32 protein-coding genes are annotated in these 26,004 nt (G+C 72.8%); 13 read left to right on the top strand and 19 right to left on the bottom strand.

What is annotated here, in order from left to right; genetic code table 11:
• Positions 1 to 2: 2 nt before the first annotated feature.
• The 6 genes from ACA514_RS23595 to ACA514_RS23570 all read right to left on the bottom strand — a co-directional run bounded on the left by ACA514_RS23595 (position 3) and on the right by ACA514_RS23570 (position 4,799).
• A complete protein-coding gene (locus ACA514_RS23595) occupies positions 3 to 668 on the bottom strand; it encodes a winged helix-turn-helix transcriptional regulator (protein WP_375043386.1) in 666 nt (221 codons plus the stop codon).
• A 63-nt stretch (positions 669 to 731) separates the two neighbouring features.
• Positions 732 to 1,397 carry a response regulator gene (locus tag ACA514_RS23590; protein ID WP_375043385.1) on the bottom strand — a complete coding sequence of 222 codons (666 nt, stop codon included), beginning with the start codon at positions 1,395 to 1,397 and terminating at the stop codon, positions 732 to 734.
• A complete protein-coding gene (locus ACA514_RS23585; RefSeq protein ID WP_375043384.1) occupies positions 1,394 to 2,488 on the bottom strand; it encodes a sensor histidine kinase in 1,095 nt (364 codons plus the stop codon). The genes ACA514_RS23590 and ACA514_RS23585 overlap by 4 nt, the downstream gene beginning before the upstream one ends.
• A gap of 23 nt (positions 2,489 to 2,511) precedes the next feature.
• Positions 2,512 to 3,231, bottom strand: a complete 720-nt coding sequence (locus tag ACA514_RS23580; protein WP_375043383.1) for a hypothetical protein — start codon at positions 3,229 to 3,231, stop codon at positions 2,512 to 2,514.
• Complete coding sequence (locus tag ACA514_RS23575) at positions 3,228 to 3,947, bottom strand: ABC transporter ATP-binding protein (RefSeq protein WP_375043382.1); 720 nt, start codon at positions 3,945 to 3,947, stop codon at positions 3,228 to 3,230. The genes ACA514_RS23580 and ACA514_RS23575 overlap by 4 nt, the downstream gene beginning before the upstream one ends.
• A gap of 102 nt (positions 3,948 to 4,049) precedes the next feature.
• The gene (locus tag ACA514_RS23570; protein WP_375043381.1) at positions 4,050 to 4,799 is read right to left on the bottom strand and encodes an SDR family oxidoreductase; all 750 of its coding nucleotides are present in this window, start codon (positions 4,797 to 4,799) and stop codon (positions 4,050 to 4,052) included.
• A gap of 136 nt (positions 4,800 to 4,935) precedes the next feature.
• Between ACA514_RS23570 and ACA514_RS23565 the strand changes: the two genes are divergently transcribed.
• On the top strand, positions 4,936 to 5,535 hold the full coding sequence (locus tag ACA514_RS23565) for a TetR/AcrR family transcriptional regulator (protein ID WP_375043380.1): 600 nt from the start codon (positions 4,936 to 4,938) through the stop codon (positions 5,533 to 5,535).
• Here the strand turns inward: ACA514_RS23565 and ACA514_RS23560 are convergent.
• Both ACA514_RS23560 and ACA514_RS23555 read right to left on the bottom strand, forming a co-directional pair.
• Positions 5,532 to 6,671, bottom strand: coding sequence for a sensor histidine kinase (locus ACA514_RS23560; protein ID WP_375043379.1), 1,140 nt, complete (start codon positions 6,669 to 6,671; stop codon positions 5,532 to 5,534). The genes ACA514_RS23565 and ACA514_RS23560 overlap by 4 nt on opposite strands.
• A gap of 35 nt (positions 6,672 to 6,706) precedes the next feature.
• Positions 6,707 to 7,363 (bottom strand): response regulator transcription factor, encoded by a 657-nt coding sequence (locus ACA514_RS23555; protein ID WP_375043378.1) that lies wholly within the window; start codon positions 7,361 to 7,363, stop codon positions 6,707 to 6,709.
• Between the two features lie 118 nt (positions 7,364 to 7,481).
• Here ACA514_RS23555 and ACA514_RS23550 point away from each other — a divergent pair, with 118 nt between their 5' ends.
• The 5 genes from ACA514_RS23550 to ACA514_RS23530 all read left to right on the top strand — a co-directional run bounded on the left by ACA514_RS23550 (position 7,482) and on the right by ACA514_RS23530 (position 12,036).
• Positions 7,482 to 7,988: a hypothetical protein gene (locus ACA514_RS23550; protein ID WP_375043377.1), complete on the top strand. Its 507-nt coding sequence runs from the start codon at positions 7,482 to 7,484 to the stop codon at positions 7,986 to 7,988.
• An 8-nt stretch (positions 7,989 to 7,996) separates the two neighbouring features.
• Positions 7,997 to 9,166, top strand: a complete 1,170-nt coding sequence (locus ACA514_RS23545) for a hypothetical protein (protein WP_375043376.1) — start codon at positions 7,997 to 7,999, stop codon at positions 9,164 to 9,166.
• On the top strand, positions 9,163 to 9,909 hold the full coding sequence (locus ACA514_RS23540) for an ABC transporter ATP-binding protein (protein ID WP_375043375.1): 747 nt from the start codon (positions 9,163 to 9,165) through the stop codon (positions 9,907 to 9,909). The genes ACA514_RS23545 and ACA514_RS23540 overlap by 4 nt, the downstream gene beginning before the upstream one ends.
• A complete protein-coding gene (locus ACA514_RS23535) occupies positions 9,906 to 11,108 on the top strand; it encodes an ABC transporter permease (RefSeq protein ID WP_375043374.1) in 1,203 nt (400 codons plus the stop codon). Before ACA514_RS23540 ends, ACA514_RS23535 begins: the two co-directional genes overlap by 4 nt.
• Before the next feature lie 151 nt (positions 11,109 to 11,259).
• Positions 11,260 to 12,036, top strand: coding sequence for an oxidoreductase (locus ACA514_RS23530; protein ID WP_375043373.1), 777 nt, complete (start codon positions 11,260 to 11,262; stop codon positions 12,034 to 12,036).
• Between the two features lie 36 nt (positions 12,037 to 12,072).
• Here the strand turns inward: ACA514_RS23530 and ACA514_RS23525 are convergent, their stop codons facing one another.
• The 3 genes from ACA514_RS23525 to ACA514_RS23515 form a co-directional block, all read right to left on the bottom strand.
• A complete protein-coding gene (locus ACA514_RS23525; RefSeq protein WP_375043372.1) occupies positions 12,073 to 12,969 on the bottom strand; it encodes a LysR family transcriptional regulator in 897 nt (298 codons plus the stop codon).
• Between the two features lie 109 nt (positions 12,970 to 13,078).
• Entirely contained in the window at positions 13,079 to 13,444 is a 366-nt protein-coding gene (locus tag ACA514_RS23520) for an STAS domain-containing protein (RefSeq protein ID WP_375043371.1), read from the bottom strand.
• 185 nt (positions 13,445 to 13,629) lie between these two features.
• The gene (locus ACA514_RS23515; RefSeq protein WP_375043370.1) at positions 13,630 to 13,989 is read right to left on the bottom strand and encodes a hypothetical protein; all 360 of its coding nucleotides are present in this window, start codon (positions 13,987 to 13,989) and stop codon (positions 13,630 to 13,632) included.
• A 217-nt stretch (positions 13,990 to 14,206) separates the two neighbouring features.
• Here ACA514_RS23515 and ACA514_RS23510 point away from each other — a divergent pair, with 217 nt between their 5' ends.
• The 4 genes from ACA514_RS23510 (at position 14,207) to ACA514_RS23495 (ending at position 16,065) form a co-directional block, all read left to right on the top strand.
• Positions 14,207 to 14,566 carry an STAS domain-containing protein gene (locus ACA514_RS23510; RefSeq protein WP_375043369.1) on the top strand — a complete coding sequence of 120 codons (360 nt, stop codon included), beginning with the start codon at positions 14,207 to 14,209 and terminating at the stop codon, positions 14,564 to 14,566.
• A gap of 177 nt (positions 14,567 to 14,743) precedes the next feature.
• Positions 14,744 to 15,190: an Hsp20/alpha crystallin family protein gene (locus ACA514_RS23505; RefSeq protein ID WP_375043368.1), complete on the top strand. Its 447-nt coding sequence runs from the start codon at positions 14,744 to 14,746 to the stop codon at positions 15,188 to 15,190.
• A gap of 56 nt (positions 15,191 to 15,246) precedes the next feature.
• A complete protein-coding gene (locus tag ACA514_RS23500) occupies positions 15,247 to 15,588 on the top strand; it encodes a MerR family transcriptional regulator (RefSeq protein ID WP_375043367.1) in 342 nt (113 codons plus the stop codon).
• A gap of 117 nt (positions 15,589 to 15,705) precedes the next feature.
• Positions 15,706 to 16,065, top strand: a complete 360-nt coding sequence (locus ACA514_RS23495) for a hypothetical protein (RefSeq protein WP_375043366.1) — start codon at positions 15,706 to 15,708, stop codon at positions 16,063 to 16,065.
• A 9-nt stretch (positions 16,066 to 16,074) separates the two neighbouring features.
• Here ACA514_RS23495 and ACA514_RS23490 read toward each other — a convergent pair whose 3' ends face one another.
• A complete protein-coding gene (locus ACA514_RS23490) occupies positions 16,075 to 16,983 on the bottom strand; it encodes a hypothetical protein (RefSeq protein ID WP_375043365.1) in 909 nt (302 codons plus the stop codon).
• Positions 16,983 to 17,681: a GntR family transcriptional regulator gene (locus ACA514_RS23485; protein ID WP_375043364.1), complete on the bottom strand. Its 699-nt coding sequence runs from the start codon at positions 17,679 to 17,681 to the stop codon at positions 16,983 to 16,985. The genes ACA514_RS23490 and ACA514_RS23485 overlap by 1 nt, the downstream gene beginning before the upstream one ends.
• A 133-nt stretch (positions 17,682 to 17,814) precedes the next feature.
• On the opposite strand from ACA514_RS23485, the gene ACA514_RS23480 reads away from it, so the two are divergent.
• The gene (locus ACA514_RS23480) at positions 17,815 to 18,348 is read left to right on the top strand and encodes a YbhB/YbcL family Raf kinase inhibitor-like protein (RefSeq protein ID WP_375043363.1); all 534 of its coding nucleotides are present in this window, start codon (positions 17,815 to 17,817) and stop codon (positions 18,346 to 18,348) included.
• Positions 18,349 to 18,432: 84 nt separating this feature from the next.
• Here ACA514_RS23480 and ACA514_RS23475 read toward each other — a convergent pair whose 3' ends face one another.
• The 6 genes from ACA514_RS23475 to ACA514_RS23450 form a co-directional block, all read right to left on the bottom strand.
• Positions 18,433 to 19,056 (bottom strand): acetate uptake transporter, encoded by a 624-nt coding sequence (locus tag ACA514_RS23475; RefSeq protein ID WP_375043362.1) that lies wholly within the window; start codon positions 19,054 to 19,056, stop codon positions 18,433 to 18,435.
• A 399-nt stretch (positions 19,057 to 19,455) separates the two neighbouring features.
• The gene (locus ACA514_RS23470; protein WP_375043361.1) at positions 19,456 to 20,805 is read right to left on the bottom strand and encodes an ATP-binding protein; all 1,350 of its coding nucleotides are present in this window, start codon (positions 20,803 to 20,805) and stop codon (positions 19,456 to 19,458) included.
• A complete protein-coding gene (locus ACA514_RS23465; protein ID WP_375043360.1) occupies positions 20,802 to 21,476 on the bottom strand; it encodes a response regulator transcription factor in 675 nt (224 codons plus the stop codon). Before ACA514_RS23465 ends, ACA514_RS23470 begins: the two co-directional genes overlap by 4 nt.
• A 99-nt stretch (positions 21,477 to 21,575) precedes the next feature.
• Complete coding sequence (locus tag ACA514_RS23460) at positions 21,576 to 22,043, bottom strand: DUF5666 domain-containing protein (RefSeq protein ID WP_375043359.1); 468 nt, start codon at positions 22,041 to 22,043, stop codon at positions 21,576 to 21,578.
• An 87-nt stretch (positions 22,044 to 22,130) separates the two neighbouring features.
• On the bottom strand, positions 22,131 to 23,969 hold the full coding sequence (gene recQ, locus ACA514_RS23455; protein WP_375043358.1) for a DNA helicase RecQ: 1,839 nt from the start codon (positions 23,967 to 23,969) through the stop codon (positions 22,131 to 22,133).
• A 45-nt stretch (positions 23,970 to 24,014) separates the two neighbouring features.
• On the bottom strand, positions 24,015 to 24,668 hold the full coding sequence (locus ACA514_RS23450) for an HAD family hydrolase (protein WP_375043357.1): 654 nt from the start codon (positions 24,666 to 24,668) through the stop codon (positions 24,015 to 24,017).
• A 195-nt stretch (positions 24,669 to 24,863) separates the two neighbouring features.
• Between ACA514_RS23450 and ACA514_RS23445 the strand changes: the two genes are divergently transcribed.
• Positions 24,864 to 25,370, top strand: a complete 507-nt coding sequence (locus ACA514_RS23445; protein WP_375043356.1) for a hypothetical protein — start codon at positions 24,864 to 24,866, stop codon at positions 25,368 to 25,370.
• Positions 25,371 to 25,487: 117 nt separating this feature from the next.
• Positions 25,488 to 25,877, top strand: a complete 390-nt coding sequence (locus ACA514_RS23440; protein WP_375043355.1) for a phage holin family protein — start codon at positions 25,488 to 25,490, stop codon at positions 25,875 to 25,877.
• Positions 25,878 to 26,004 lie beyond the last annotated feature (127 nt).

The following is a 26,004-nucleotide window of genomic DNA, read 5'->3' as shown; positions in this document are numbered from 1 at the left end:
GCTTACGGAGCGGGGGCGACCTCGGGACGGGAGAACGCGGCGAGGAGGCGCTCGAAGGCCTCCCGGTCGCCGCTCAGCGTGGCCCGGCCCGAGCGCAGGGCCTCCTCCGGGCTCCGGCTTCCGGTCATGAGGGACGCGAACGTCCTGGCGTCGGTGTCGATCGCGGCGTCGGGGCGGTCCGCGTCGCCGCGTTCGATGCCGAGGCTTCCGCCGGCGACGCGGACGACGTAGTGGTCCTCGCCGAAGCGGATCGCGTAGGTGGCGTCGAGGCGGTCGCCGGGCGCGGGGGAGAAGTCGTCGCGCAGCGCCAGCATGATCGCGTCGCTGCTGATGTGGGCGTCCAGGTCGCGGAACGGTGAGCGGCGCCCCCAGCGGCCGAGCTCGACCAGGACCGGTTCGAGCTCGCGGCCCCAGTCCGTCAGCTCGTACACCCACGACGCGCTCGGGGGAGCGAGCTTGCGGCGGCGGACGAGGCCGAGCCCTTCGAGTTCGCGAAGGCGGCGCGACAGCCGGTTGGGCCCCGCGTTGGGCAGCCCGGCCCGCAGGTCGGTGAACCGCTTGGGGCCGAACAGCAGTTCGCGGACGACCAGCAGGGCCCAGCGCTCACCGATGAGGTCCAGCGCATGCGCCGTCGCGCAGGCCTCGCCATAGGTACGGGTGCTCTCCACGCTCCGATTCTAACCGGCGAGGTTCCACGACGAATCTCGTTGGTTCCCTTACCGTACTAACGCTCAGGGGCGGCGGCCGGGGACGACGATGCCGTGCTCGTAGGCCAGCACGACGGCCTGGACGCGGTCGCGGAGGTGGAGCTTGGCGAACACGCTGCCGACGTGGCTCTTCACGGTGGCCTCGGTGACGACGAGCCGCGCCGCGATCTCCTGGTTGGACAGGCCCTGGGCCACGAGCAGGAGCATTTCCCGCTCGCGCGGGGTCAGCGCGGTCAGCAGGTCCGGTGACGGCCGGACCGGGTCGGTGCGGCCGGCGTAGTCCTCGATCAGGCGGCGGGTGATCGACGGGGACAGCAGCGCCTCGCCCTGGTGGACGACGTGGATCGCCTCCAGGAGCCGCTCGCGGGGCGCGTCCTTCAGCAGGAATCCCGATGCCCCCGCGCGCAGCGCGCCGAACACGTATTCGTCGAGGTCGTAGGTGGTGAGGATCAGCACCCGGGGCGGATGGTCCGCGGCGGTGAGGCGGGCGGTGGCCTCCACGCCGTCCATCCGCGGCATCCGGACGTCCATCAGGACGACGTCGGGCCGCAGCTCCGCCGCCCGATCGAGGGCCTCGGCGCCGTCCGCGGCCTCGCCGACGACCTCCAGGTCGGGCCGGGTCTGCAGGAACAGCCGGAAACCGATCCGGATCAGTTCCTGGTCGTCGGCGATCAGCACCCGGACCGTCACGTCCGCTCCCCGATCGGCAGCCGTGCCGCGACCCGGAACCCGCCGCCGGGGACCCGGCCCGTCTCCAGCTCACCGCCGAGCACCGCGACCCGCTCCCGCATCCCCACCAGGCCGTGCCCGCCGGGTTCCGGCTCGCCGGTTCCCGCGCCGTCGTCGTGCACCCGCACCTCCAGGTCCGCTCCGCCGTAGCTCAGCCGTACGCTGACCAGTGTCGCCCCGGCGTGCTTCAGCGCGTTGGTCAGCGCCTCCTCGATGATCCGGTAGGCGGACAGCTCCACCCCGCCCGGCAGGCCCAGCGGCTCCCCGGCGATCTCCAGCCGGACCGGCAGCCCCGCCGCGCGGTACCCGGCGACCAGCTCGTCCAGGTCCGCCAGTGACGGCTGCGGCCGCGTCTCCGCCGCGTGCCGCCCGCGCAGCAGGAACAGGATCCGGCGCAGCTCGGCCAGGCTCTGCTCGGCGCTGGTCTCCACCTGCGCCAGCGTCCGCGCGGCCACCCGCGGTTCCGTGTCCAGGACGTCGCGGGCGCCGCGGACCCCGATCAGCATCACCGTCACCGAGTGGGCGACGATGTCGTGCAGTTCGCGGGCGATCGACTCGCGTTCGCGCTGCGCCGCGATCAGGTCGAGCTGCTCCCGGTCGCGTTCGAGGGTGGCGGCCCGTTCCTCCACGGCCTGGACGTAGCGGCGGCGCGTCTGCATGTAGGCGCCCAGCATCCACGCCCCGATCGACACCGGCGGGCTGCAGACGTTGTCGGCCTCCAGGAACACGGCCATCGGTGCCAGCACCGCGAGCGAGACGCGCCGGTCGCGTGTCTCGGCGAGCGACCACAACGCGACGACCGCCGTCGCGCCTCCGGGCGAGTATCCGGCCGCGGTCACCGCGGCGGCCGCCGCGGCCGTCACCGCCGTCACCGCCACCCCGAACCGGCGGCGGGCCAGGAGCACCGCACCCGTGAGCACGGTCACCGCGATCGGCAGGGGCGCGGCCCGGGTGCCGTCGTTGAACAGCAGCCCCACCTCCACGATCGTCGCCGCCACGGCGAGCGCGATGTCGAACAGCACCGGACGGTGCGCGGCCCGCAGGCCCCGCACCGCCCGGATCCTCGCCGCGACGCTCACGCCAGGTCACGCCGTCGTTCGCACCCGACCGCGACCAGCACCACGAGCACCGTCCAGACCGCGAACACCGCGCCGGCCTGCGGGACCGTGAGCGTCGTGTCGTGGGTCCCGCCCGTCATGACGCCCGCCGCGCCGAACGGCGTGAGGTTCGCCTCCCGCTCCCACGCCCCGCTCGCCAGGGGCAGCACCACCAGGTCCACGATCAGCAGGACCACCGCGCCGACGACCGGGCCGCGGATCAGCGCGCCGAGCGCCGCGCCCATCACCGTCGCCAGCACGAGCGCCAGGACGTTGCCCGCCACGACCCCGGCCACCTGGCCGGACGTCAGGTCCGGGCCGGGCTGGTGCGCCAGCAGCGGCAGACCCACGCCGACCGCGACCGCGTTGATCAGCAGCGCCAGCCCGAGACCGGTCAGCGCGTACGCCGCGATCCGCACCGCCAGGACGGTTCCGCGGTCGCGCCGGGCCACCAGCGCCGTGGGCGCGGCGGTCCGGTGCCGGTACTCGCCCGCCGCGCCGACCAGCCCCCACAGCAGCAGCAGGACCGGCAGCCCCGACAGCGCCTCCTCCTTCTCCGCCACTTCGTCGAGCGTCCCCGACGCCACGGCGACGACCACCGCGTTCAGCACGGCGAAGGCCGTCCCCCCGGCCGCGAACCCCCAGACGGCACGGGTCGTCACCGACTTGAGCAGCTCCCCGCGCAACAGGCCGATCATCGCTCCAACCCTCCGGTGAGCTCGAGGAACACGTCCTCCAGCGACTCCACCTCACTGATCGGTCCCTCGTGCACCAGCCTGCCACGGTCGATGACGACCACGTCGTCGACGGTCTGCGCGGCCTCCGCGAGCAGGTGGCTGGACAGCAGCACCGTGCCGCCCTTCGCCGCCCGGTCCCGCAGCATCGTCCGGAGCCAGCGGATCCCCTGCGGGTCCAGCCCGTTGGCCGGCTCGTCCAGCACCAGGATCTCCGGGTCGCCCAGCAGCGCGGCGGCGAGCCCGAGCCGCTGCCGCATCCCCAGCGAGAAGGCGCCGACCCGGCGGCCCGCCGCCCGCGTCAGTTCGGCGACCTCCAGAACCTCCTCGACGCGGCCGCGCGGCAGCCCCGCCGACAGCGCCAGCGCCCGCAGATGCGCGCGGGCCGACCGGGCCGGGTGCGCGCCGCACGGCTCGATGTGGACGCCGATGCGGCGCGCGTCCGGCACCGTCGAGGCCACCGGCGCTCCCAGCACCGACACCGCGCCCTTCGTCGGCCGCGCCAGTCCCACGACCGCCTTCAGCGCCGTGGTCTTGCCCGCGCCGTTCGGGCCGAAGAAGCCCGTCACCGCGCCCGGCCTGACCGTGAACGTCAGGTCGTCCACCACCGTGCGCCGGCCGTACCGTTTCGTCAGCCCCTCGACCCGGATCGCCGGGGCGGCCTCCGTCTGTGATGTCATGGCGCCCAGCCTCGGCCGCCCGCGTCTCCCGGTCATCCGACCACGGTCGAAACCCGGCCTCCGACCACGGCATGACTTCCACCGCCGGCGGCGGGGCGGGGATCAGTAGGTGAGTTCTCCGATGCCGCCGTCGACGCGCAGGACGGTGCCGGCGGTGTAGGCGGACTCGTCGGAGGCGAGGTAGACGGCCGCCTTCGCCAGCTCGGTGGCGGTGCCGATGCGGTGGAGGGGCACGGTCCGCCGGAGTTCGTCGTAGATGGCGGCCTGCTGTTCGGGGCCAAGGGGCTTGAACGTGTCCGTGACGGTCGGCCCCGGGCTCAGCCCGTTGACCCGGACGCCCCGGTCCTTCAGCTCATAGGTCAGCCCGCGGGAAAAGGACAGCAGGCCTGCCTTGGCGGCACCGTAGACCGCCGCGTTCTCGTGCCCGATGAAAGCGGAGACGGAGCCGACGAGGATGACCGAGGCCTGCCGCGAGAAGAGCGGCAGCAGGGCCTTGACCAGGAAGAACGGCGCCTTGAGATTGGTGGCGACGAGCCTGTCGAACGCCTCCTCGGTCCATTCCTCGATCGGGAGATGGGTGACGTCGGCGGCGTTGCTCATCAGGATGTCGAGCCGCGGCCACTCCTCCTGCAGCCGCGCGGCGAGCGCCGCCTGGCCGGGCACGTCGCCGGCGTCGCTGAGGACGGGCAGCAGCGGGCCGTCCAGTTGCCGGGCGGCCTCGTCCAGCCGTTCCTGCGAGCGGCCGGTGATCGCGACGGCCGCCCCCTCGGCGAGGAATTGGCGGGCGGTCTCCAGCCCGATCCCGCCCGTTCCGCCCGTGATCAGCGCGTACTTTCCCTCGAGACGACCCATCGGACTCGTTCTCCCCACTCTGGCGGCAACCGGCGCGCTCGCGCGTCGCCGACTTCTGTGCCTGCGTTCAAGAAGTCCCTCGGCCCTCACCGTACGACCTTTTGTGCGAGCGGTCAAAAAGTCGTAGCCTGGGGAGATGGCTCGGACAGGTCGCCCCCGCGCATTCGACAAGGACCGGACCCTGGAGCGCGCGCTCCTGCTGTTCTGGTCCCGGGGCTACGGCGCGACCTCCGTCCAGGACCTCGTCGACGCGCTCGCCCTGGAACGCGGCAGCCTGTACGGCGCCTTCGGCGACAAGCGGCAGTTCTACCTGGCGGCGGTCCAGCTGTACTGGGACACCTATGAGCGCGAGCTGGTCGCGGCACTGGAGGCCGGGCCGGTGCTGCCGGCGCTGCGCGAGGTGCTCGCCAACCCGGCCCGGGCGCAGGAGTACGCCTCGGACGCCGGCGTCCCGCAAGGGTGCATGATCGGCAACACCACCGCCGAACTCGTTCCGCAGGACGCCGAGGCCCGCGAGATCGTCGCCCGCTCGCACGCCCGCTTCACCGAGATCGTCGCCGACGCCCTGCGGCGCGCGCAGGCCGCCGGCGAGGTCACCCGGGCCGCCGCCCCCGAGGCCCAGGCGCAGCTACTGCTGTTCACCGTCCAGGGCCTTTCCCTGGTGTCCCGCGCAGGACTCGACACGGCCGCCGCGCTCGCCGCCGTCGACGCCCTGATCGACTCCCTTCGCGCTTAAGAGAGGGGTGGGTTCGGGGGTCGGGTGGAGGGGAAGGTGGCTTGGACTGTTAGGCCGCCGGTTCGGCGGGGGTGCGCGGTCAGGGTTCCGTCGTGGGCCAGGGCGATCGCGTGCGCTATGGACAGGCCGAGGCCGTGGTGGCCGTCGCCGCGCGCGGTCCGGTCGAGCCGCTGGAACGGTTCCAGGAGCCGGGCCACCTGCTCGGGCGGGACCACCGGGCCGGTGTTGCTGACGGTGATCACGGCTTGGCCGTCGCGGGACGCGGTCGCCACCTCGACGGTTCCTCCGGGCACGTTGTACTGCATCGCGTTGTCGATGAGGTTGGCCACGAGGCGCTCGACCAGGGCGGGATCGCCCGCGGTGGCGGCCGGGGCGATCCGCGGGTCCAGGCGCGGGGCGTCGGCGGACGTCCCCGGCCGGGCCGCCAGTACCCGCCGGGTGAGCGCGGCGAGGTCCACCGGGACGCGGCTCTCCAGCCCCCGCTCGCTGGTGGCGAGGGTGAGCAGGGACTCCAGCAGCCGTGCCTGCTGGTCGCTGATCGTCAGGACGCGCTCGAAGGTCGCGCGGAACGCCTCGAGGGTCGGCCGGCGGTCGGTGAGCGTCTCCTCCAGCAGCGCGTGTTCGAGGGTGAGCGGGGTGCGGAGTTCGTGCGCGGCGTTGGCGACGAAGCGCTTCTGCGCGTCGAGCGCGGCGTCCAGGCGCCCGAGCAGGCCGTCCACGGTGTCGGCGAGGTCCTTGAGCTCGTCGCGGGGGCCGGTGAAGGCCAGCCGCTCGTGGACGTTGCGCGCCGAGATGTGCCGGACCGCGGTGGTCATCGTGCGCAGCGGGCGCAGCACCCGCCCCGCGACGAGCCAGCCGAGCGCCAGCGAGACCACCAGCATGATCGCCATGGCGATCCCGGCCTGGGTGAGGAACCCGTGCACCAGCGCGTGGTGCTGCTGCTCCCTCCAGGCGCCGATCGAATCGGGCGTCCCGGGGGGCAGGCCGAGCCGGGACGCGCAGTCCTCCTCCGTCATGTCGAGGCACGGCATCCGCACCTTGAAGATCGTGTTCCTCCGGAGGAGCAGGAACGTGATCGCCAGCAGGGCGACGCCGGAGACGGCGAACAGCGCCCCGTACAGCAGGGTGAGGCGCATCCGGACCGTCCGCGGCACCCTGTGCGCGAGCGGCCTCATATCCGGTAGCCGCTCTGCGGGACGGTCTCGATCAGGGGCGGGGACCCCAGCTTGGCCCGCAGGCGGTTGATGGTCGCCTTGACCGTGGTGGTGAACGGGTCGGCGGCCTCGTCCCAGACGCGTTCCAGCAGTTCTTCGGCGGAGACGACGCGTCCTCCCGCGGCGAGCAGGTACTCCAGTACCGCCAGCTCCTTCGGGCTGAGCGCCAGGCGCAGCCCGGAGCGGGTGACGACGCGCTGTGCCGGGTCGAGCCGCAGGTCGCCGTGCTCCAGGATCGGCGGCAGCGCCGGCTGCGCCCGCCGCCCGAGGGCGCGGATCCGCGCGACCAGTTCGGCGTACGCGAACGGTTTCGGCAGGTAGTCGTCGGCTCCGAGGCTGAGCCCGTCGACCCGGTCGGCGATCGTGCCCGACGCGGTGAGCATCAGGACGCGGGTCCGGCGGTGCGGCCCGGCGGCCAGGGCGCGGCAGACGTCGTCGCCGTGCACCACGGGGAGGTCGCGGTCGAGGACGACCACGTCGTAGTCGGTCAGCGCCGTGCGGTCGAGCGCGGCCCGGCCGTCGAGGGCGACGTCCACGGCCATCCCCTCGCGGTGCAGGACGCGGGCCACGGAGTCCGCCAGCTCGGCGTGGTCCTCTGCCACCAGCACTCTCATCGCAGGTCAGCCTGCCCGGTCGGCGGTCACAGCCGGGTCACAGCCTCGCGCACCGCCATGTGACCGCCCCTTCCCTAGAACTTGTCCTCGCAAGGGATACACCCCGGAAAGGGGAACGATGAACAGGGCTTCTGTGTTGCTGGCCGTCTCGGCCGCCTCCCTCGCCATGGTCACCGCGGGGTGCGGCGGGTCCGGCGGGTCGGGGTCCGGCTCGTCCGGCGCGAAGGCGGCCGCCACGGCGGACCAGGGAGTGAAGCACGCGCAGTGCATGCGCCAGAACGGGCTCCCCGGCTACCCCGACCCCGGCCAGGGCGACGGGGGCACGACGAAGGATCTCCCGTCCCGCGACTCTCCGGAGTTCAAGAAGGCGCAGCAGGCGTGCCAGTCGCTGGAGCCGCCCGAGAACCAGCCCGGCACGCCGGAGAACGCGGAGCTCCAGCGGAAGATGCTGAAGTACGCCCAGTGCATGCGCAAGAACGGCGTCCCGAACTTCCCCGACCCGCAGAACGGGCGCATCCTGGTGAAGCTGGGCACCATCGACGGCAACTCACCGCAGTTCAAGAAGGCCGCGCAGGCGTGCCACCACCTCGAAACCGGCGGTGCCGGCAAGGGCGCCGGCGGGTGAGGGACGCGATGAGCACCCGAGTGACCGAACCGGGCCTGGAGAAGCGGGACGCGCCGACCCGGCCCCGGAGCAGGCGCCGCAGAATACTCGGCGGTGCCGTGCTCGCGGTCGTGGCCGTGGGCGGCGGCGTGGCTCTCGCCGTGACAGGCTCGTACGGCGACGACGGCAAACCCTCGACGGGCGCCGGTGACGGGACGTCGCTCGTGGCGGTCCAGGAGGGCCCGCTCTCCTCGCAGGTCGACCAGAGCGGGACGCTCTCGTACGCGGGCGGCGCCGACGGGACCCCGTACCCGGTGGTCAACCAGGCGAAGGGCACGTACACCCGGCTGCCGGTGGCGGGCACCCAGATCGACTGCGGCGAGACGCTGTACAAGGTCGACCAGAAGCCGGTGATCCTGGTCTGCGGCAGCACGCCCGCCTACCGGGATCTGGCCGTGGGCGACGACGGCAAGGACGTCCGGGCGCTGAACAAGACCCTGGTGGACGAGGGCTACGCCGACAAGTCCGAGGTCGATCCCGGCTCGAAGCACTTCGGCTCGGCGACCGTGACGGCTCTGGAGAAGCTCCAGGACGAGCGCGGCGCCGACGTGACCGGCAAGCTGGAGCTGGGCCAGGCCGTGTTCCTCCCCGGGCCCCTGCGGATCGGCAAGGTGACGGCGCAGAACGGCACGAGCGCCGCACCGGGCCGTCCGATCATGGAGGCGTCGTCGAACCGGCGCGAGGTGATCGTGAAGCTCGACGCCTCCCAGCAGTCCGAGGTCGGGAAGGGCGACCGGGCGCAGATCACGCTGCCGGACAACCGGATCACGTCCGGCGTGGTGAGCAGGATCGGCACGGTCGCGGCGGCCGCGGCGTCCTCCGACAAGGACTCCGGCTCGCAGCCCGCCACGCTCCCGGTCTCCATCACGCTCGAGCACCCGAAGGACGCCGGGACCCTTGATCAGGCGCCGGTCCAGGTGCAGATCACCACGGGCGGCGTCGAGCACGCGCTGATCGTGCCGGTGACCGCGCTCATCGGCCGGGCCGGCGGGGGATACGCGGTCGAGGTCGCGGCGGGGGACGGCGGCCGGACCCGGATCGTGCCGGTCACGCTGGGACTGTTCGACAACGCCAACGGACGGGTGCAGGTCTCCGGAGCCCTGACGTCCGCCGACCGAGTGGTGGTGCCGTCGACATGAGCGAGACGAGTCGTTCAAGGGCGCAGCCCCTGCACTCCGGGATCGCGCCGAACGTCCTCGAACTGGAGCGGGTCACCAAGACGTACGGGACGCAGCCCCCCGTCCATGCGCTGCGCGGTGTGAGTTTCACCGTGCGGCGTGGGGAACTGGTCGCGATCGTCGGGCCGTCGGGGTCGGGCAAGTCCACGCTGCTGCACATCCTCGGCACGCTCGACCGGCCCAGCGACGGCACGGTACGGATCGACGGAGAGGACGTCGCGTCGCTCACCGACCGGCAGCTCGCCTCCCTGCGCGCGCGCAGCATCGGCTTCGTCTTCCAGCAGTTCTTCCTGTCCGAGCACACCACCGTGCTGGAGAACGTCGCGGACGGCCTGCTGTACGGCGGCGCGAGCCGCGCCGAGCGGCGCGAGCGCGCGGCCGAGGCGCTCGGCCGGGTCGGGCTGGAGGACCGGGCGGGCTTCCGCCCGGGCAAGCTCTCGGGCGGGCAGCGCCAGCGCGTGGCGATCGCCCGCGCCCTGGTCGGCCGCCCGGCCATCGTGCTCGCCGACGAGCCGACCGGGAACCTCGACAGCGGGACGGGCGCGTCGATCATCGAGCTGCTGCACGAGCTCAACGCCGGCGGGGCGACGATCCTGGTGATCACGCACGACGGCGGGCTGGCCGCCCGGATGCCCCGCCGGCTGCACGTCCTCGACGGGCGGATCGTCACCGACACCGCGGTGCGTTCGATGGAGGGCGTATGAGGCTGTCCGACCAGCTGCGCGTGGCCGGGATCGGGATCCGGGCCCGCCGCCTGCGGGCCGCGCTGTCCGCGCTCGGGATTGCGATCGGCACCGCCGCGATCGTCGCGGTGCTCGGCCTGTCCGCGTCCTCGCAGGCCGGGCTCCTGGCGCAGATCGACCGGCTCGGCACGAACCTGCTGACCGCGAACACCGGCCAGTCGGTCACCGGCGGGACGGCGCGGCTCCCGGTCGCCGCCCCGCAGCGGATCTCCCACCTGCCCGATGTCGAGCAGGTGGCGCACGCCGGTGCGCTCGAGAACGCGAGCGTCTACCGCAGCCCGCTGATCCCGGCGATCAATACCAACTCTCTGGCGGTCCGGGCCGCCAGCCTCAACCTCCCCGAAGTGATCGGGACCGGTGTGGCGCAGGGCCGCTGGCTGAACACGGCGACCGAGCGGCAGCCGGTCACGGTGCTCGGCGCGCTCGCCGCGCAGCGCCTCGGGATCGATCGCGTCTATCCGGGCGAGCGGATCTGGCTGAAGAACCAGTGGTTCTACGTCGCCGGCATCCTGAAGCCCGCGACGCTGTCGACCGACATCGACACCAGTGCCCTGATCGGCTACCCGGCCGCGGAACGTTACCTCAGCTACGCGACCGTCGATCAGGGCAAGGCGGTCGCCGGCCCTCCGACCACGGTCTACGCGCGGGCCCGTATGGACAAGGTGGACGCGGTGCAGGGAGTGCTCGCGCAGACCGCGAACCCCGAGTCGCCCGGTGACGTCGACGTCAGCCAGCCGTCCGACGCGCTCACCGCGCGGGCCGCCGCGGAGGGCGCGTTCAACAGCCTGTTCCTCGGACTCGGCGTGGTCGCGCTGATCGTGGGCGCGGTCGGGGTCGCGAACATCATGATCATCTCGGTGCTGGAGCGGCGGTCGGAGATCGGGCTGCGCCGGGCGCTCGGTGCGACCCGGGGGCACATCCGCACCCAGTTCCTGTCCGAAGCGGTCATGCTCGCGCTGCTCGGCGGGGTGGCCGGAGTCGCGGCCGGCGCGCTGACCACCGCGGTCTACGCGGACGCGAAGGGCTGGGCGGTGGTCATCCCCGTCCAGGCGTGGACCGGCGGGATCGGCGCCGCGATCCTGATCGGTGCGATCGCCGGCCTGCTGCCGGCCCTGCGAGCCGCCCGCCTCTCCCCGACCGAGGCGCTGCGCACCCTGTGAGCGCCGGCCACAGGTGCATAGGAAACCCCTATAGCGTCTACTGACATTTCGTCTTTGCCTCTGGTTCTTTCTCGGCCGTACCGTGAAACGGCTCGACGATCGCTCATTTTCATGTCGGGCGAACGAATACGGAATCGAGAGGACCAGTGGCATGACCACGATCGCAAACGGATCGGGAACGCAGGAACTCGCGGGAAAGCGGGCATTGGTCACGGGTGGTTCACGCGGGATCGGAGCGGCCGTCGTCCGGGCGCTCCTGGACGCGGGCGCCGAGGTGCTCACGACCGCCAGGTCGGCGACGGGCACGGTGCCGGAGGGGGCCGCCTTCGTGCAGGCCGACGTGCGGACGCGGGCCGGAGCGGAGGCGATCGCCGCAGCCGCGCGGGAGGCGTTCGGCGGGGTGGACGTCCTGGTCCACAACGCGGGCGGGGCGGGACCGTACCCGAGTGCCTCCGCCATCCCCGACGAGGTGTGGCAGGACGCGCTGGACCTGAACTTCCTGGCGTCGGTGCGGCTGGACGCGCTGCTGGCACCGGGCATGCGGGAACGGCGTTCCGGGGCGATCGTGCACGTCTCCTCGGCCGCGGTCCTCACCCCGATGGGGCAGTTCCTGCACTACACGGCGGCCAAGGCGGCGCTGGAGAACTACAGCCGGGGGCTGGCCTCGGAGCTGGCCCCGTCCGGGATCCGGGTCAACACCGTGAGTCCCGGCAGGACCGCCACGCCCGGCGGCGAGGCGACGCGCGAGCAGTGGGCGGCCCTGGCCGCGGCGCCGGGCGAGGTCGGCGCCGACGACACCACGCCGCTGGGACGCGACGGCCGACCCGGCGACATCGCCGACGCGGTGCTGTTCCTCGTGTCCGAGCGGGCGAGCTGGCTGACCGGAAGGAATCTCATCGTGGACGGCGGCGAATTCCCCATGGGGTGACGCCTTTCGCCATTCCGGAACGCCGGGTTTCCACCCTCAGGACGCCGGTGAAAAGAAAGCGGATTCCGACCAGGTCTCCTGGCGCAGGAGTTCGAGCAGGGCCGTTTCCGCCGGGCCGGGGGCTTGCCGGACCACGGCGATGACGGGCTGGGACACGGCCGGGGACACCGGGCGGACGAGGTGCTCGTAACCGTGGGGCACCGCCGAGGCCGGGACGAGCGTCACGCCCAGCCCGTGGGCGGCCCAGCGCACGGCCGTCGCCGTCTGGGACACGCGGGCGACCGTGGCCGGGGCCAGATCGTTGTCCCTCAGCACGTTCAGCAGCACGCCGTCGAGCGCGCTGTCGCGGTCGAACCGCACCCACGGCTCCCCCTGCAGCTCGCGCAGCTCGACCCGGTCCGCGGCGAGCTGCCGGTGCCCGGCGCCCAGCACCACGACGAACTCCTCGTCGCCGAGGTGGTGGGCGTCGGCGGGGCTCCGCTCGCACGCCGCCATCAGGGCCAGGTCCAGGACGCCCCGGCGGCACAGCCGCTCCAGCTCGGCGGAGCTCGGCTCCTCGAAGACGGAGACCTCCAGCCGCGGGAAGCGGCGGCGCAGCACGCCCAGCGCGCCCGGCAGCTGCCGCGTCCCGAAGCCCATCTGCGCCGCGACCACCAGCTCGCCCACCAGCTCGTCGGCCCCGGCCCGCGCCGTCGCCCGCGCCCGCCGCGCCGCGTTCACCGCGACCTCCGCCTCCCGCAGGAACGCGCGGCCGACCACGGTGGGCACCAGCCCGGTCGGCGTGCGGGCGAACAGCTGGACACCGAGTTCCCGTTCCAGACCGCGGATCTGCTGGGACACCGATGGCTGAGCGACGCGCAGCAGCTCCGCCGCCGCCGTCACCGAGCCCTCCTGGGCAACGGCCAGTGCGTACTCGTACTGACGAAGGCTCATCGGCTCCCGGCCCCCCTCCCCGCGGTGGCCGGCGGCCCGCGCCGCCCGCCATCGTTGTAATCACAATTACAGTACGCGAGGCGGACGATGCCGAAGACGAGCCGGGTCCCTACGCCGTGTGCTCGTGGACGGTGACCGCCAGATCGACGGTCGAGTAGATCGGCATGAACCGGGTGAAGCCGGTGGTGCGCAGCACCTCGCGGATCCGCAGGTTCACGGCGGTCAACGCGAGGGTGCCGGTCCCGCGGCCGGGCTCGGACCGGCCGGCGTCGGTGCGGTCGCCCGTGCTCAGCAGCCGGTGGATGCCCGCCAGCACGCTGAGGCCGCTGGAGTCGATGAACGCGACGCCGGCGAAGTCCAGCACCAGGTGGCGGGCACCGCGTCCGAGCAGGGAGGCCAGATGGTCCCGCAATTGCGCGGCGGTGTAGACGTCCACTTCGCCGATCACGGTCACGACGGCGAGATCCTTGTGCACCGGATCGAATCTGCTCTCGACGGTAAGGCCCATGACGGATCGCGCCACCTCCGCGTCCAAGGGATCACCGGCATACCCGCGCCAGGCCCGATCATTCAATTCTCTCGTTTCGGACCGACTTGGCGGAAAGACCGAAATGACGGGCGGATGAAAACGAGGATGATTTCGCGGCGCGGGGGCCGGTGTCAGGTGTGCGACGAATCGCGGAGGCGCCGCCACCAATGCCACCCCTCGGTGCCTTCCATCATGCCGGTCATCACCCCGGTGACGGTGGCGGCGGCCTTGGCGCGGGCGCGGGCGGTGCGGCGCTTGGCCAGCCACGCCCCGGCGACCAGCGGCGTGCCCGTGAGCACGTAGACGCCCAGCAGGCCCAGCCCTTCTCCCCAGGTGCCCTGCAGCAGGTACGCCAGCCCGAAAACGGCGCACCCGATCGAGGTCAGCGCCAGCCCGCACACCAGCGTGCCCGCGGCCGCGACACCCGCGCCGACGACCACCATGCGGGTCCCCGACCACACGATCCCCCGCACCCCCGGTCGCGCCGGCACCGCCGCCACCAACCTCTCGTCTCGTTTCGTATTCGCACGGTGACTGAAAGTCATAAGCGTTCCACGCTGCCAGATCATCCGGTGAGCGGCTAGGACCAGGCGATTACCCGGCGTGTCGCGTCCGACTGGAGGAACACCGGGGGGCGCTCAACGTGGATGCCCGCGACCATCTTTACCCTCCGTTGATACGGGTACGACGGCGACGACAAGGAGCGTGATGATGGTGGCCGATCGGCGGGCCGACAAAGCCGTGTTCAGCGTCGACAGCCGGGGTGAGTGGGCGCGGATCACCGTGACCGGCGAACTGGATCTCATCACGGCGCCGTTGTTCAAGGACCATCTGGCGCAGGCGATCACCGGCCGCGTCCCGCCGCGGGTGCTGGTGGACGTCAGCAAGATGAGGTTCTGCGATTCCTCGGCCCTGAACGAGTTCCTGCGGGCGCACAAGCGGATCAGCTCTCTGCGCGGACGCCTTGTCCTGCTGGGCCCCACCGAGCGCTTCACCAGGATCCTGCGCACCATGGGCCTGGACCGCGTGTTCGAGATCAGCGAAGGCCCGGCCGCCACGATCGCCTGACCGGCCCCACTGCCGCCGGTGTCACTGCCCGCCCGCTGGTGCGGGTAGGGCGCGCCTGCGGAGGTTGACATCGTCGCGCGCCACATACCTATAATCTGAGTTGTAGGTTTCCTCCCGATGGAGGACAGGGTTCCCGGGGGTGGAGGCCCCGGGGAGATCTTCGGAGGTGAAGCGACGATGCTGCTGACGTCGATCGATCCGTTCGTGCAGGAGTTCGAGCGCCAGTTCGACCGGGCGGTCCGGCAGGCCGGGCTGAACGGCCGCGGCGAGGGCGCGGGCATGCCGATGGACGGGATCCGCCGCGCCGACGACGTCGTCCTGCGGTTCGACCTGCCCGGGGTGGACCCCGGCTCGATCGAGGTCACCGTCGACCGGGGCGTGCTCACGGTGACGGCCCGCCGCGAGGAGGAGTTCGGCGAGGGCGAGCGCGTCTTCGTCCGCGAGCGGACGATGGGCGCCTTCACGCGCCGGGTGTACCTGTCGGAGCACCTGGACGCCGACGCGATCGAGGCCGCCTACAACAACGGCGTCCTCGCGGTCCGAATCCCGGTCCTGGAGAAGGCGCGGCCGCGCAAGGTCGCCATCCAGCACGCCGGTGAGGCGCCGCAGGCGATCGGTAGCTGACCGGCGGCACCCCAGGGGCTTGGGCACCGCGACCGGCAGAAAGGAAACGGCAGCCGGTGAGACTTCCCATGGACGACGAGCACGCCGCCCTGTTCACCGTCGGCCAGGTCGCCGACATGCTGCAGGTGCAGCAGGCGTTCCTGCGCCGCATCGACACCCAGCAGGTCGTCTCGCCGCAGCGCTCGGCCGGCGGCCAGCGCCGCTACAGCCGCTCGGAGATCGGCCGCATCCAGCAGGTCGTCACCATGATGGACGAGGGCATGACGCTCCCGGCGATCCGGCGGATCTTCGAGTTGCAGCACCGGCTCGCCGAGATCACCCGCGAACGCGACGAGCTCGCGCGCCTGCTGGCCGCCCGGTCCCGTGCCCAGGCCCCTTCCGGTAACGCCGGTCGATAATCACACGGCTTTTCCGGATCAGTCGTCTCATAAGGGGTAGGACGTCCCTCACCACCCTCCCCTTGACCGTGCACGTCTGCCGCCTTGGCCGGCACAACGACCGCAGGAGCGCCCCCCATGCCGACCACCGAAACGGTCGCCGAACCGCCCGCACCCGTCCGCGGACATCGCCGGCGGACGCCACCGACCAGCCGTGACCGCGACGCCGAAATGATCCGTGCGGTGCTGAGGAAGAGCGGGCATCCGGAGTTCTCCCGCCCCGGCGACGGCTTCTACGTCGACGGCGGCTACGACGGCACCCCGTTCCTGGTGTCCTGCGCGTGCCGGACGCGGCCGCGGCGGCTCAGCCCGGCCGCCGAGGTCGCCTCCTACATCACCACGCTGACGGCGGCCGGGATGCACGTCGAACCGCAGACCGGTCCCGACGCCAGCCCCCTGGTCTTGCAGGTCCGGCCCGGGATTCCCGACCTCGCCTGAGAGCAGCGGTCAGCCCTTCCCGAAGTGCACCGCGGGGAAGGCGCCCGCTGCCCTGAGGGCCGCGGTGAAGCCGCCGGCCAGCTCGGTGAGGCGCGCGGTGGCGGCCGGGCCGAGGTGGTCGTAGGGCGCGGAGTCGAGGCGGTCGGTGAGCGCCTCGGCCTCGGCGCGCAGGGCCGCGCCCGACCCCGTGAGGTCCCCCGATCCGTCCAGGAGGCCGCGCTCGCGCAGCCGGTTCCGGGCGGCGGCCCACTGCCGCGCGGACCATCCGCGGGTCCGCATGAACAGCTCCGACGTCGGCGCCCGGCCGGTGGCGTTGTGCAGGACCAGCGCCTCGATCCCGGACAGCCCGGCGACCGCCAGGGCGGCCAGGTGGCCGTCGCCCCGGTGCTCGCGCAGCAGCGTCGCGGCGTGCCACAGGGCCAAGTGCGGGTCGTCGGGCACGGGGAGATCGGCGTTGGCGGCGTACAGCGGCCGCGCCTCGCGGCGGCACGCCTCGGTGGCGCGCAGCGCCAGTTCGGCCGCCTCGGCCATCTCCTTGGACGCGAGGGCGTCGTCCCCGAGCAGGCGCCGCAGTGTCAGGTCCGCGCCGCGCAGCCGGGCCGCCAGTACCGCGGACGGTGCGGCGACGGTCCACGCGGCGGGGATGTACCGCCGCACATGCTCGTGGTCGAAGTTGTAGAACGTCGCGGTGACGGTGCCGGCGTCGACCGTGCCGAGCGGTGCCGCGCGACCCGCGTAGTAGGCCATGGGCCCGCGCTCCAAGCCGATCGCCGCGAATTCGTCCTGCGGCTCGGGGGCGAAGTACACGCAGGAGTGCAGGGGCGCGACGGCGTCGTGGCATCGGCGCCCGGTGCTCGCCTCGAACGGCGCGGTGCCGTTGGTCGGGTGCGGTCGTCCGGCCGGGTCGGCGAGACGCATCAGGCCTCCTTCGCGGTGTCGTCGCCGTCGGCCAGTACGGCCGCGGTCCGGGTGAGGTGCTGGACGAGGACCTCGGCGGCGGTGTCGGCGTCGCGGGCCAGCGCCGTCTCCTCCAGGCGGCGGTGCTCGGCGATGCCGTCCCGGCCGGGGTTGCGGTACGTCGACCAGCGGCGGGCCAGCTCGCTGGCGGCCCACAGCCGGTCGAAGGTCTCCAGCAGGACGGGGTTGCCGCAGCCTTCCAGCAGGGTGCGGTGGAAGACCCGGTGGGCTTCGGACCATTCCTCGCTGTAGTAGTCGCCCTCCTCCGGCGTGTACGGCGGGGTGCGGGCCAGGCGGTGGTGGGCGGCGCGCACGCGGGCCTCCCAGTCGACGTCGCCGCGCTCGATCGACATGCGGAGCACGACCGGCTCGATCGTGCGCCGGGCCTCGGTGATCTCCTGCCAGCGGCGGTCGGAGAAGGCGGGGACGGCGAAGCCGCGGTTGGGCAGCCGGTCGGCGAGGCCCTCGCCGACCAGCCGGACCAGCGCCTCGCGGACCACGGCCAGGCTCACGCCGTGCGCCTTGGCGAGGTCGTGCGGTTTGAGGGCGTCGCCGGGGGCGTGCCGCCCGCGCATGATCGCTTCGCGCAGCCGCGCGTGGACCTGCTCGGACAGCATCCGCTTGCCCGGCGGGGCGGAGCCGGGGTCTGTCTGCGTCATGGCATCACTATAGACGATCTGGCAGATAATCGATTTTTCGTGTTACCGTCGATTTGTGGGCGGCCGGGGACACCGGTGCATCGCCGGCCCGTCACCGCCCTCTACCAGCACGGACTTGAAAGGAACGAGCGCGATGACCGCCAACGACCCCTTCGCCCGCCTTCCCGAGGCGGCCTCCTTCACCGTTGCCAGCACCACCGTCGCCGACGGCGCCGCCTGGCCGCCCGAGCAGTTCTCCTCGGGCGTCCCCGGCGGCAAGGACGTCTCCCCGCAGCTGTCCTGGAGCGGTGCCCCCGAAGGCACCAGGAGCTACGCCGTCACCGTCTACGACCCGGACGCCCCCACCGGGTCGGGGTTCTGGCACTGGGCGGTCGCCGACATCCCGGCCACCGTCACCGAGCTGCCCGAGGGCGCCGGCGACGACACCGGCTCGGGCCTGCCCGAGGGCGCCTTCCAGGTGCCGAACGACGCCCGCCTTGCCCGCTTCATCGGCGCCGCCCCGCCGGCCGGGCACGGCCCGCACCGCTACTTCGTCGTGGTGCACGCCCTCGACGTCGACTCCATCGGCGTCCCCGCGGACGCCACCCCGGCGTACCTCGGTTTCACCATGGCCGGGCACATCCTCGGCCGCGCCGTCCTCACCGCCACCGCCGAGACCCCCGCCTGACAAGAGGTCCTGCCGACACGAAAGGGCGAAGGCCCTCGACCGCGCTCGCGGTCGAGGGCCTTCGCCTTCGGAACGGGCGGGGGGTCAGGGCTTGGTCGGCGTGAAGTTGAGCATCGGCTTGCCGACGAACAGCGCCGTGCGGCCGAGCATGCCGTTGATGACGCCGGCCGCGGAGGTGTACCAGGCGACGAGGGCGGTGATCACCCCGACGATGCCGCCGACCTTGATCGTCGTCTCGTTGGTGGAGAACTCGCCGATGAACAGGACGATCTCGGTGATCTCCAGGGTCAGGAAGACGGCGAACACGGCGAGGTTGACCTGCGTGCTCCACAGCAGCATGTACGTGTTGAAGATCGCGAAGGCCAGCAGGATCCAGCCGAGGTCGTTGTGCACCTGGTCGGGCGCGGTCGCCTTCGGCGAGACGAGCAGGACGTAGAGGCCGAGGCCGATCCAGAAGCCGCCGTAGGTGGAGAAGGCGGTCGAACCGAACACGTTGCGGTTGCGGAACTCCCACATCCCGGCCAGCAACTGGACGAGGCCGCCGTAGCCGAGCGCGTAGCCGAGCCAGGCGTCGGTGCCGTCCGTCCATCCGGCGTTCTTGGCGGAGAGCAGGAAGGTGGTGAGGGCGAACGCGGCGAGCCCGAGCGGGGCCGGGTCGGCGACCGCGGGCGGGGTTTGAGGAGTGGACTCTTGCTCGACGTAGGTCATGATGCCTCCTCGCTGGAGTCCCCACGTCGCGGCTTGCTCGGGAGCAGGCGGGGATGGACGAGGGAACGCGGGAACAGACGTTCGGAAAGGCCGCACCGGCGGGACAGGGACTCGCCTTGCCGCATGCTGGTCCGACCTCACCGTCATGCCGTGCATCTGGCGCGAGGTTGGACGCGCGTCAGATGCGCCCAGTAACTGCGGAGACCCGCAGTGTCGCTGGCCTCGGAGCGATCATAACTCCGCATGTGTCTCAGGTCACTGTCCTGTTTCACGTCACTTCACCAAAGAATCGCCAGAAGATGACGGACGTCCGGCGCCCGATGCGGCGTTCGTGAGGCGATGCGCTGAACAACGCGGAACATCCTGGGACGCGCCGGTCACCTGCCGGCGGCCGGGCGGTCACGTCACGGGCGGGGGCGGTTCCGGGAGGGTGATGCGGACGGTCGTGCCGGCGGACGGCCGGGAGCGCAGCTCGGCGCGCCCGCCGTGGGCCGCGGCTATCGCGGCGACGATCGGCAGGCCCAGGCCGGTGCCGGTGCTGCCGTGCTCGGCGCGGTGGAAGCGTTCGAACGCGCGGGCCGCGTCCTCGGGCGCCATGCCCGGGCCCTCGTCGGCGACCTCGATGACGCCGGGGGCGAGCCGGATGGTCGCGGGCGTCCCCGGCGGGGTGTGGGCGGCGACGTTGGCCAGCAGGTTCGCGAAGACCTGCCGGATGCGCGCCTCGTCGACGTCCGCGACGAGCGTGCCGGGCGCGTCCAGCCGGACGGGGTGCTCGGGCGCGGCGGCGGCCGCGTCCGCCATCGCGTCCCCGGCCAGCGCGACGAGGTCGGTCGGGGCCGGCTGCAGGGAGGCCTCGCGGTCCAGCCGGGCGAGTTCGAGGAGGTCGGTGACCAGCCGGTTCATCCGGCCGGCCTCGTCCTCGATGCGGCGCATCGCGTCGGGCAGCTCGTCCGGGCCGAGGGCGCCGTGCCGGTACAGCTCGGCGTAGCCCTGGATGGTCGTCAGCGGGGTGCGCAGCTCGTGCGAGGCGTCGGCGGCGAACGCGCGGACGCGGGCCTCCGAGCGGCTGCGCGCCCAGAACGCCTGCTCGATGCGGTCCAGCATCACGTTGACGGCGGTGGCGAGCCGGGCGGTCTCGGTGCGGTGGCCGGGGCCGGGCATGCGGGCGCGCAGGTCGCCGCCCGCGGTGATCGCCTGCGCGGTGGCGGCCATCCGGTCCAGCGGCCGCAGCCCGCGGTGGATCAGCCACCGGCCGAGCAGGGTCAGCAGCGCGAGCAGCAGGGCGGCGGTGGCGACCTCGGTGAGCACCAGGTTGCGGACCGCGGAGTGGATCTCGTCCAGCGGGGACGCGACGACGACGGTGCCGCTGCCCCAGGGACGCGCCACGGCCCGCAGCCCGGGCATGGAGAACGGTTCGAGCGAGCGCGCGCGGGCGGCGAGGTCGTCCGGGCCGAGCCGGCGGACCTCGGCGACGGCCCGGTCCGGCGGCGGCGCGTCCCCGCTGAGGACCCGCACCCGCCCGGCCCGGCCGACGGCCAGCACGACGAACCGGGCCGGCGCCACGCCCTGCTCCGGCAGGCCGGGCCGGACGAGCCGGGCGACCGCCCGGTCGCGGGTCGCCTGGAGCTGCCCGTCCACCCGGTGCATCAGGTAGCCGTGCAGGACGAGCGCGCTGACCAGCCCCATGACCGCCAGCCCGGCGAGGGTGACGGCGAGCAGGCCGGCGAGCAGCCGGGCGTTGAGCGTCATGGTCGCAGCGCGTACCCCACCCCGCGCTGGGTGTGGATGAGCGGCGTGCCGAGCGGGTCGAGCTTGCGCCGCAGGTAGCTGATGTAGGTCTCGACGACCTGCGGGTTGCCGTGGTCCCAGCCCCACACGCTCTCCAGCAGCTGGGTGCGCGACAGCACCATGCCGGCGTTGCGCATCAGGTGCGCCAGCAGCCGGAACTCCGTCGGCGACAGCTCCACCTCGACGCCACCGCGCCGGACCGTCCACTGGCCCTCGTCCAGCTCCAGGTCGGCGACCCGCAGCACGGACCCGGTGGGCGGCGCGGTCCGGCGCAGCACCGCCCGGACCCGGGCGATCAGCGCCTCGATCGAGAACGGCTTGGTGACGTAGTCGTCGCCGCCGAGCGTGAGCCCGGTGACGGTGTCGGACGGGGTGTCCCGCGCGGTCAGGAAGATCACCGGGACCTGGTCGCCGCCCGCCCGCAGCCGCCGGCACACCTCGAACCCGTCGAGGTCGGGCAGCATGACGTCGAGCAGGACCAGGTCGGGCCGCTCGTCGGCGGCGGCGCGCAGCGCCTGCCCACCGGACGCCGCCGTCACCGTGGCGAAGCCGTGGAAGCGCAGCGCGACCTCGATGAGGTCGCGGATGTTGGCCTCGTCGTCCACGACGAGCACCCGCCGGTTCTCGCTCATCCGCTCCCGTTACCAGCCTCCGGCCGGGTTTCGGCCCGGCCACCGTCCTGCTCCGAAACTACCCGGCACCGCCACCGGAGCCGCCGGCCCGCCGCCGGGTCAGCGCTTCTTCGGTTCGCGGACGAGCTTGGCGGTGCGCGTGTCGCCGGAGCGCTCGCCGAGGACGAAGACCTGGGCGCCGTTGGCCAGCGCGGACAGCGCCGACTTGGCCCCGTCCTTGCGGACGCGGGTGCCGGAGTTCGTCGTCCAGGTCCACGAGGCGCCGTCGGCGCTGCGGACGGTGAGGGTCGTCCCGGAGATGCCGGTGATCGTGCCGCGCTGCCAGTCGGCGAGGTGGAAGCCGTCCTTGCGGCGGACGGTCGCCTCGCCGTGCACGCCGCGGGCCCGGCGGAGCGCGGCCAGGCGCTTGCCGTGGCCGGGGTGCGCCTTCGGCGCCGCGGTCGTGGTGGAGGAGGGGGAGGGGGACGGGGAGGGGTTCGCGGCGGCGGGGACGGCCAGGTACAGGCCGAGGCCGAGCAGCCCGGCCGCGCCGGCTCCGGCGGCGATGGTCTTCCTGTTCGTTCGCATGACGGCCATCGAACCGGGAGCGGCTGGTAGGAGTCCACCCGGAATCCTGGGAGGACCCTGAGAGTCCGCCGCGAGGTTCCGGACCGGTCAGGCGGTCTCCGCGAGGGTCGCCAGGACCTGCTCGCCGTACTTGGCCAGCTTGTTCTCGCCGACGCCGGTCACCCGGCCCAGCTCGGCGAGGGACGCCGGCAGGGCCGTCGCGATCTCGCGGAGCGTCGCGTCATGGAAGATCACGTAGGCGGGGACGCCCTGCTCCTTGGCGGTGGCGGCGCGCCAGGCGCGCAGCCGCTCGAAGACCGGCGCGGCCCCGGCCGGCAGCTCGACGGGCGCCTTGCGGTCCTTGGCGGCCTTCGCCGCCTTCGTCGCGGCCCGTTCGGGTTCGCGGCGCATGAGCACCTTGCGCTGCCCGCGCAGGACCTCGGCGCTCTCGTCGGTCAGCACGAGCGTCCCGTGGTTGCTCTCCACCGCGACCAGGCCCTGCGCCAGCAGCTGCCGGACGACCCCGCGCCACTCGGTCTCGCGCAGCTCCGTGCCGATGCCGAACGACTTCAGCCCGTCGTGGTCGAACTGGATGACCTTGGCGTTCTTCTTGCCGAGCAGGATGTCGACGATGTGCCCGGCGCCGAACTTCTGCCGCCGCTCCCGCTCCAGCCGGACGATCACCGACAGCACCTTCTGCGCCGGGACCGTCGCGTCCCACGTCTCCGGGGGGGACAGGCACGTGTCGCAGTTGCCGCACGGCTCGCCGGACTGCCCGAAGTAGTTCAGCAGCTGGACGCGGCGGCACTCGACGGTCTCGCAGAGCGCGAGCATCGCGTCCAGGTGCAGGGCCTGGCGGCGGCGGAACGCGGCGTCGCCCTCGCCGCCGTCGATCATCTTGCGGAGGTTGACGACGTCGTTCAGCCCGTAGGCGAGCCAGGCGGTGGACGGCAGGCCGTCGCGCCCGGCGCGGCCCGTCTCCTGGTAGTAGCCCTCGACGGACTTGGGCAGGTCGAGGTGCGCGACGAAGCGGACGTCCGGCTTGTCGATGCCCATGCCGAACGCGATGGTCGCGACCATGACGAGGCCCTCCTCGCGGAGGAAGCGCGCCTGGTTCTCGGCGCGCGTCCGCGCGTCGAGGCCCGCGTGGTAGGGCAGCGCCTCGATGCCGTTCTCGGTGAGGAACGCCGCGTTCTTCTCCACCGAGTTGCGCGACAGGCAGTAGACGATGCCCGCGTCGCCCTGGTGCTCGGTCTGCAGGAGCCGGAGCAGCTGGCGCTTGGCGTCGGTCTTCGGCTCGATCCGGTACTGGATGTTCGGGCGGTCGAAGCTCGCGACGAAGTGCCGGGCGTCCTCCAGCTGGAGCCGGGCCGCGATCTCGGCGCGGGTGGCCTGCGTCGCGGTCGCGGTGAGGGCGATGCGCGGCACGTCCGGCCAGCGCTCGTGCAGCCCGGACAGCATGAGGTAGTCGGGCCGGAAGTCGTGCCCCCACTGCGACACGCAGTGCGCCTCGTCGATCGCGAACAGCGCGACGTCGCCCCGGTCGAGCAGTTCGACGGCCGCCGGGACGCGCAGCCGCTCCGGCGCGAGGTAGAGCAGGTCGAGCTCGCCCGCGAGGAACTGGGCCTCGACGACGCGGCGCTCGTCGAGGTCCTGCGTGGAGTTGAGGAAGCCCGCCCGGACGCCGAGCGCCCGCAGCGCGTCCACCTGGTCCTGCATCAGGGCGATCAGCGGCGAGATCACGACGCCGGTGCCCTTCCGGACCAGCGCCGGGATCTGGTAGCACAGCGACTTCCCGCCGCCGGTCGGCATCAGGACGAGGGCGTCCCCGCCGGCGACCACGTGCTCGATGATCTCCCCCTGCCCGTCCCGGAACGCGTCGTAGCCGAACACGCGCCGCAGCGTGCCGAGCGTCTCCGGGGCGTCGAGGAAGTCGGGGGAGGCCATCGGCCCATACTACGAGCGGTCACCGACAGCCGTCCCCGGGACGGATCAGAGGTCGCCGATCAGTTCGGGGGTCAGCTCGTCCAGGTCCTTCGCGACGTGCGCGGCGAGCGCCAGCGCGTCGTCCGACGGCGGGTGCGCCTCGCGCGGGATCGCGATCACCGTCATCCCGGCCGCGTGCGCGGACCGCAGGCCGTTGCTGGAGTCCTCGATCGCGACGCAGTCCTCCGCGCGCACCTCCAGCTGCGCGGCCACGGTGAGGTAGCCGTCGGGCGCGGGCTTGCCGGCGTCGACCTCCTCGGTGGACACGGTCGCGCGGAACAGCCCCTCCACCCCGAGCCGGCCGAGCACCAGGTCGATGAGGGCGCGCGGGGACGAGCTGGCCAGGCCGAGCGGGCGGTGGGCGGCGAGCCGGCGGACGGCGTCCACGGCGCCCGGCAGCAGTGGCGGCCCGTCCTGGTACCGCTCGGACATCTGATCGATCACCGTATAGGCGACCTCCTCGGCCGTCACCCCGTCGACGAGGTCGGTCGCGATGTAGGAGGCCCATTCCACGGTGCTCATGCCCATGAGCCGCTGCTGGGTGTCGGGCAGCCAGCGGCCGCCGCGGGACGCGACGTAGCCGCGCCGCACCTCCTCCCACACCGGTTCGGAGTCGATGAGCACGCCGTCCAGGTCGAAAACGATGGCCTCCAGAGGCATGGTCCCTCCCGGGATTCGGCGCCGCCTACGGCAACGATCATTACCCAGCGCGCTCGGCGGGCAACCCGGCGCCGTCAAACGGACTAACGGCCACTGACCTGGATTTATCCGGCGAACTCGACATGATCGGCTTCCGGTCTGGCATGGTGGTGGGCCTCCGCCCCCCTCCGGAGTCACCGCAGAGGAGATCTGCACATGGCGTTCATCGGACTGCTCCTGCTCGCCGCGGCCGCCATCGTCGCCGCCGGCGTCGTGCTCGACAACACCGACCCCTCGCACCTCACCGCCTTCGGCCAGGCCGTCCCCGGCATCCACAACGAATGGCAGGTCTTCCTCGCCGGCGCGGCCGTCGCCGTCGTGCTCGTCGTCGGCATGATGCTCACCTTCAAGGGCGCCGGACGGATCCTGCGCGCCCGCCGCGACCTGCGCTACCTGCGCGAGGAGCACGAGGAGTCGCTCACCACGCTGGAGATGGAGAAGCGCCGGCTCCAGCAGGAACTCGCCCGCGCCCGGCAGAACGGCCCCGCGGCGGGACGGCCCGCGTCCGCGCCCGCGCCCGCGCCGGCGGCGCCCCCGCTTCCCCGCCAGCCGGCCGCCGCGCCGGCCGGGCCCGCCGCGCCGGCACCGGCCGCGCCGGCGAGCCGCGTCGGGCCGCGGTCGCAGGTCTCCGCCCGCTCCCCGTTCTTCGACCGCAACGACTGACGGCGGGCCGGTCGTCCCGCCGGAGGCCGCCCGGTCGTTCCGGATGATGAGCGAGATGCCCGGCGAATCGCCGCGCAGAGGGATGGTTTTCGCGATCTCCCCCACCATCATCGTGGTGTGCGCATCCTTCTCAAGGTCGTCATCACCGCGGTCGCCCTCTGGGCCGCCACCGCGCTGATCGACGGCATCACGCTCACCGGCCGGGACACCGCCCACCGGGCGCTCACGCTGCTCTGCGTGGCGGTCATCTTCGGCCTGGTCAACGCCGTCATCAAGCCGATCGTGAAGACGCTCGGCTGCGCCTTCTACATCCTCACCCTCGGCCTGATCGGGCTCGTGGTGAACGGCCTGCTGCTCTGGCTGACCAGCGCCGTCGCCGACCGCCTCGACCTGCCCTTCCACGTCGGCGGCTTCTGGCCCGCCTTCTGGGGCGCGATCGTCGTCGGCATCGTCGGCTGGATCCTGCACCTGCTCGTCCCGGGCGACGACGACGATGACGACGACTGATCTAGGTCGTGTCCGACGGATCTTGGGTGAGGTCGCGGAGCCAGATCTTGATGGAGGCGACGTCGATGGTGCCGTCGTAGACGAAGGCTCTCTTGTCGTAGCGGGTTGCGACCGCCCGGAACTGCTT

Origin of the sequence: Actinomadura sp. NTSP31 (assembly GCF_041951385.1) — a bacterium.
Lineage (GTDB): Bacteria > Actinomycetota > Actinomycetes > Streptosporangiales > Streptosporangiaceae > Spirillospora > Spirillospora napierensis.
This window is presented reverse-complemented; position numbering and strand designations above follow the sequence as displayed.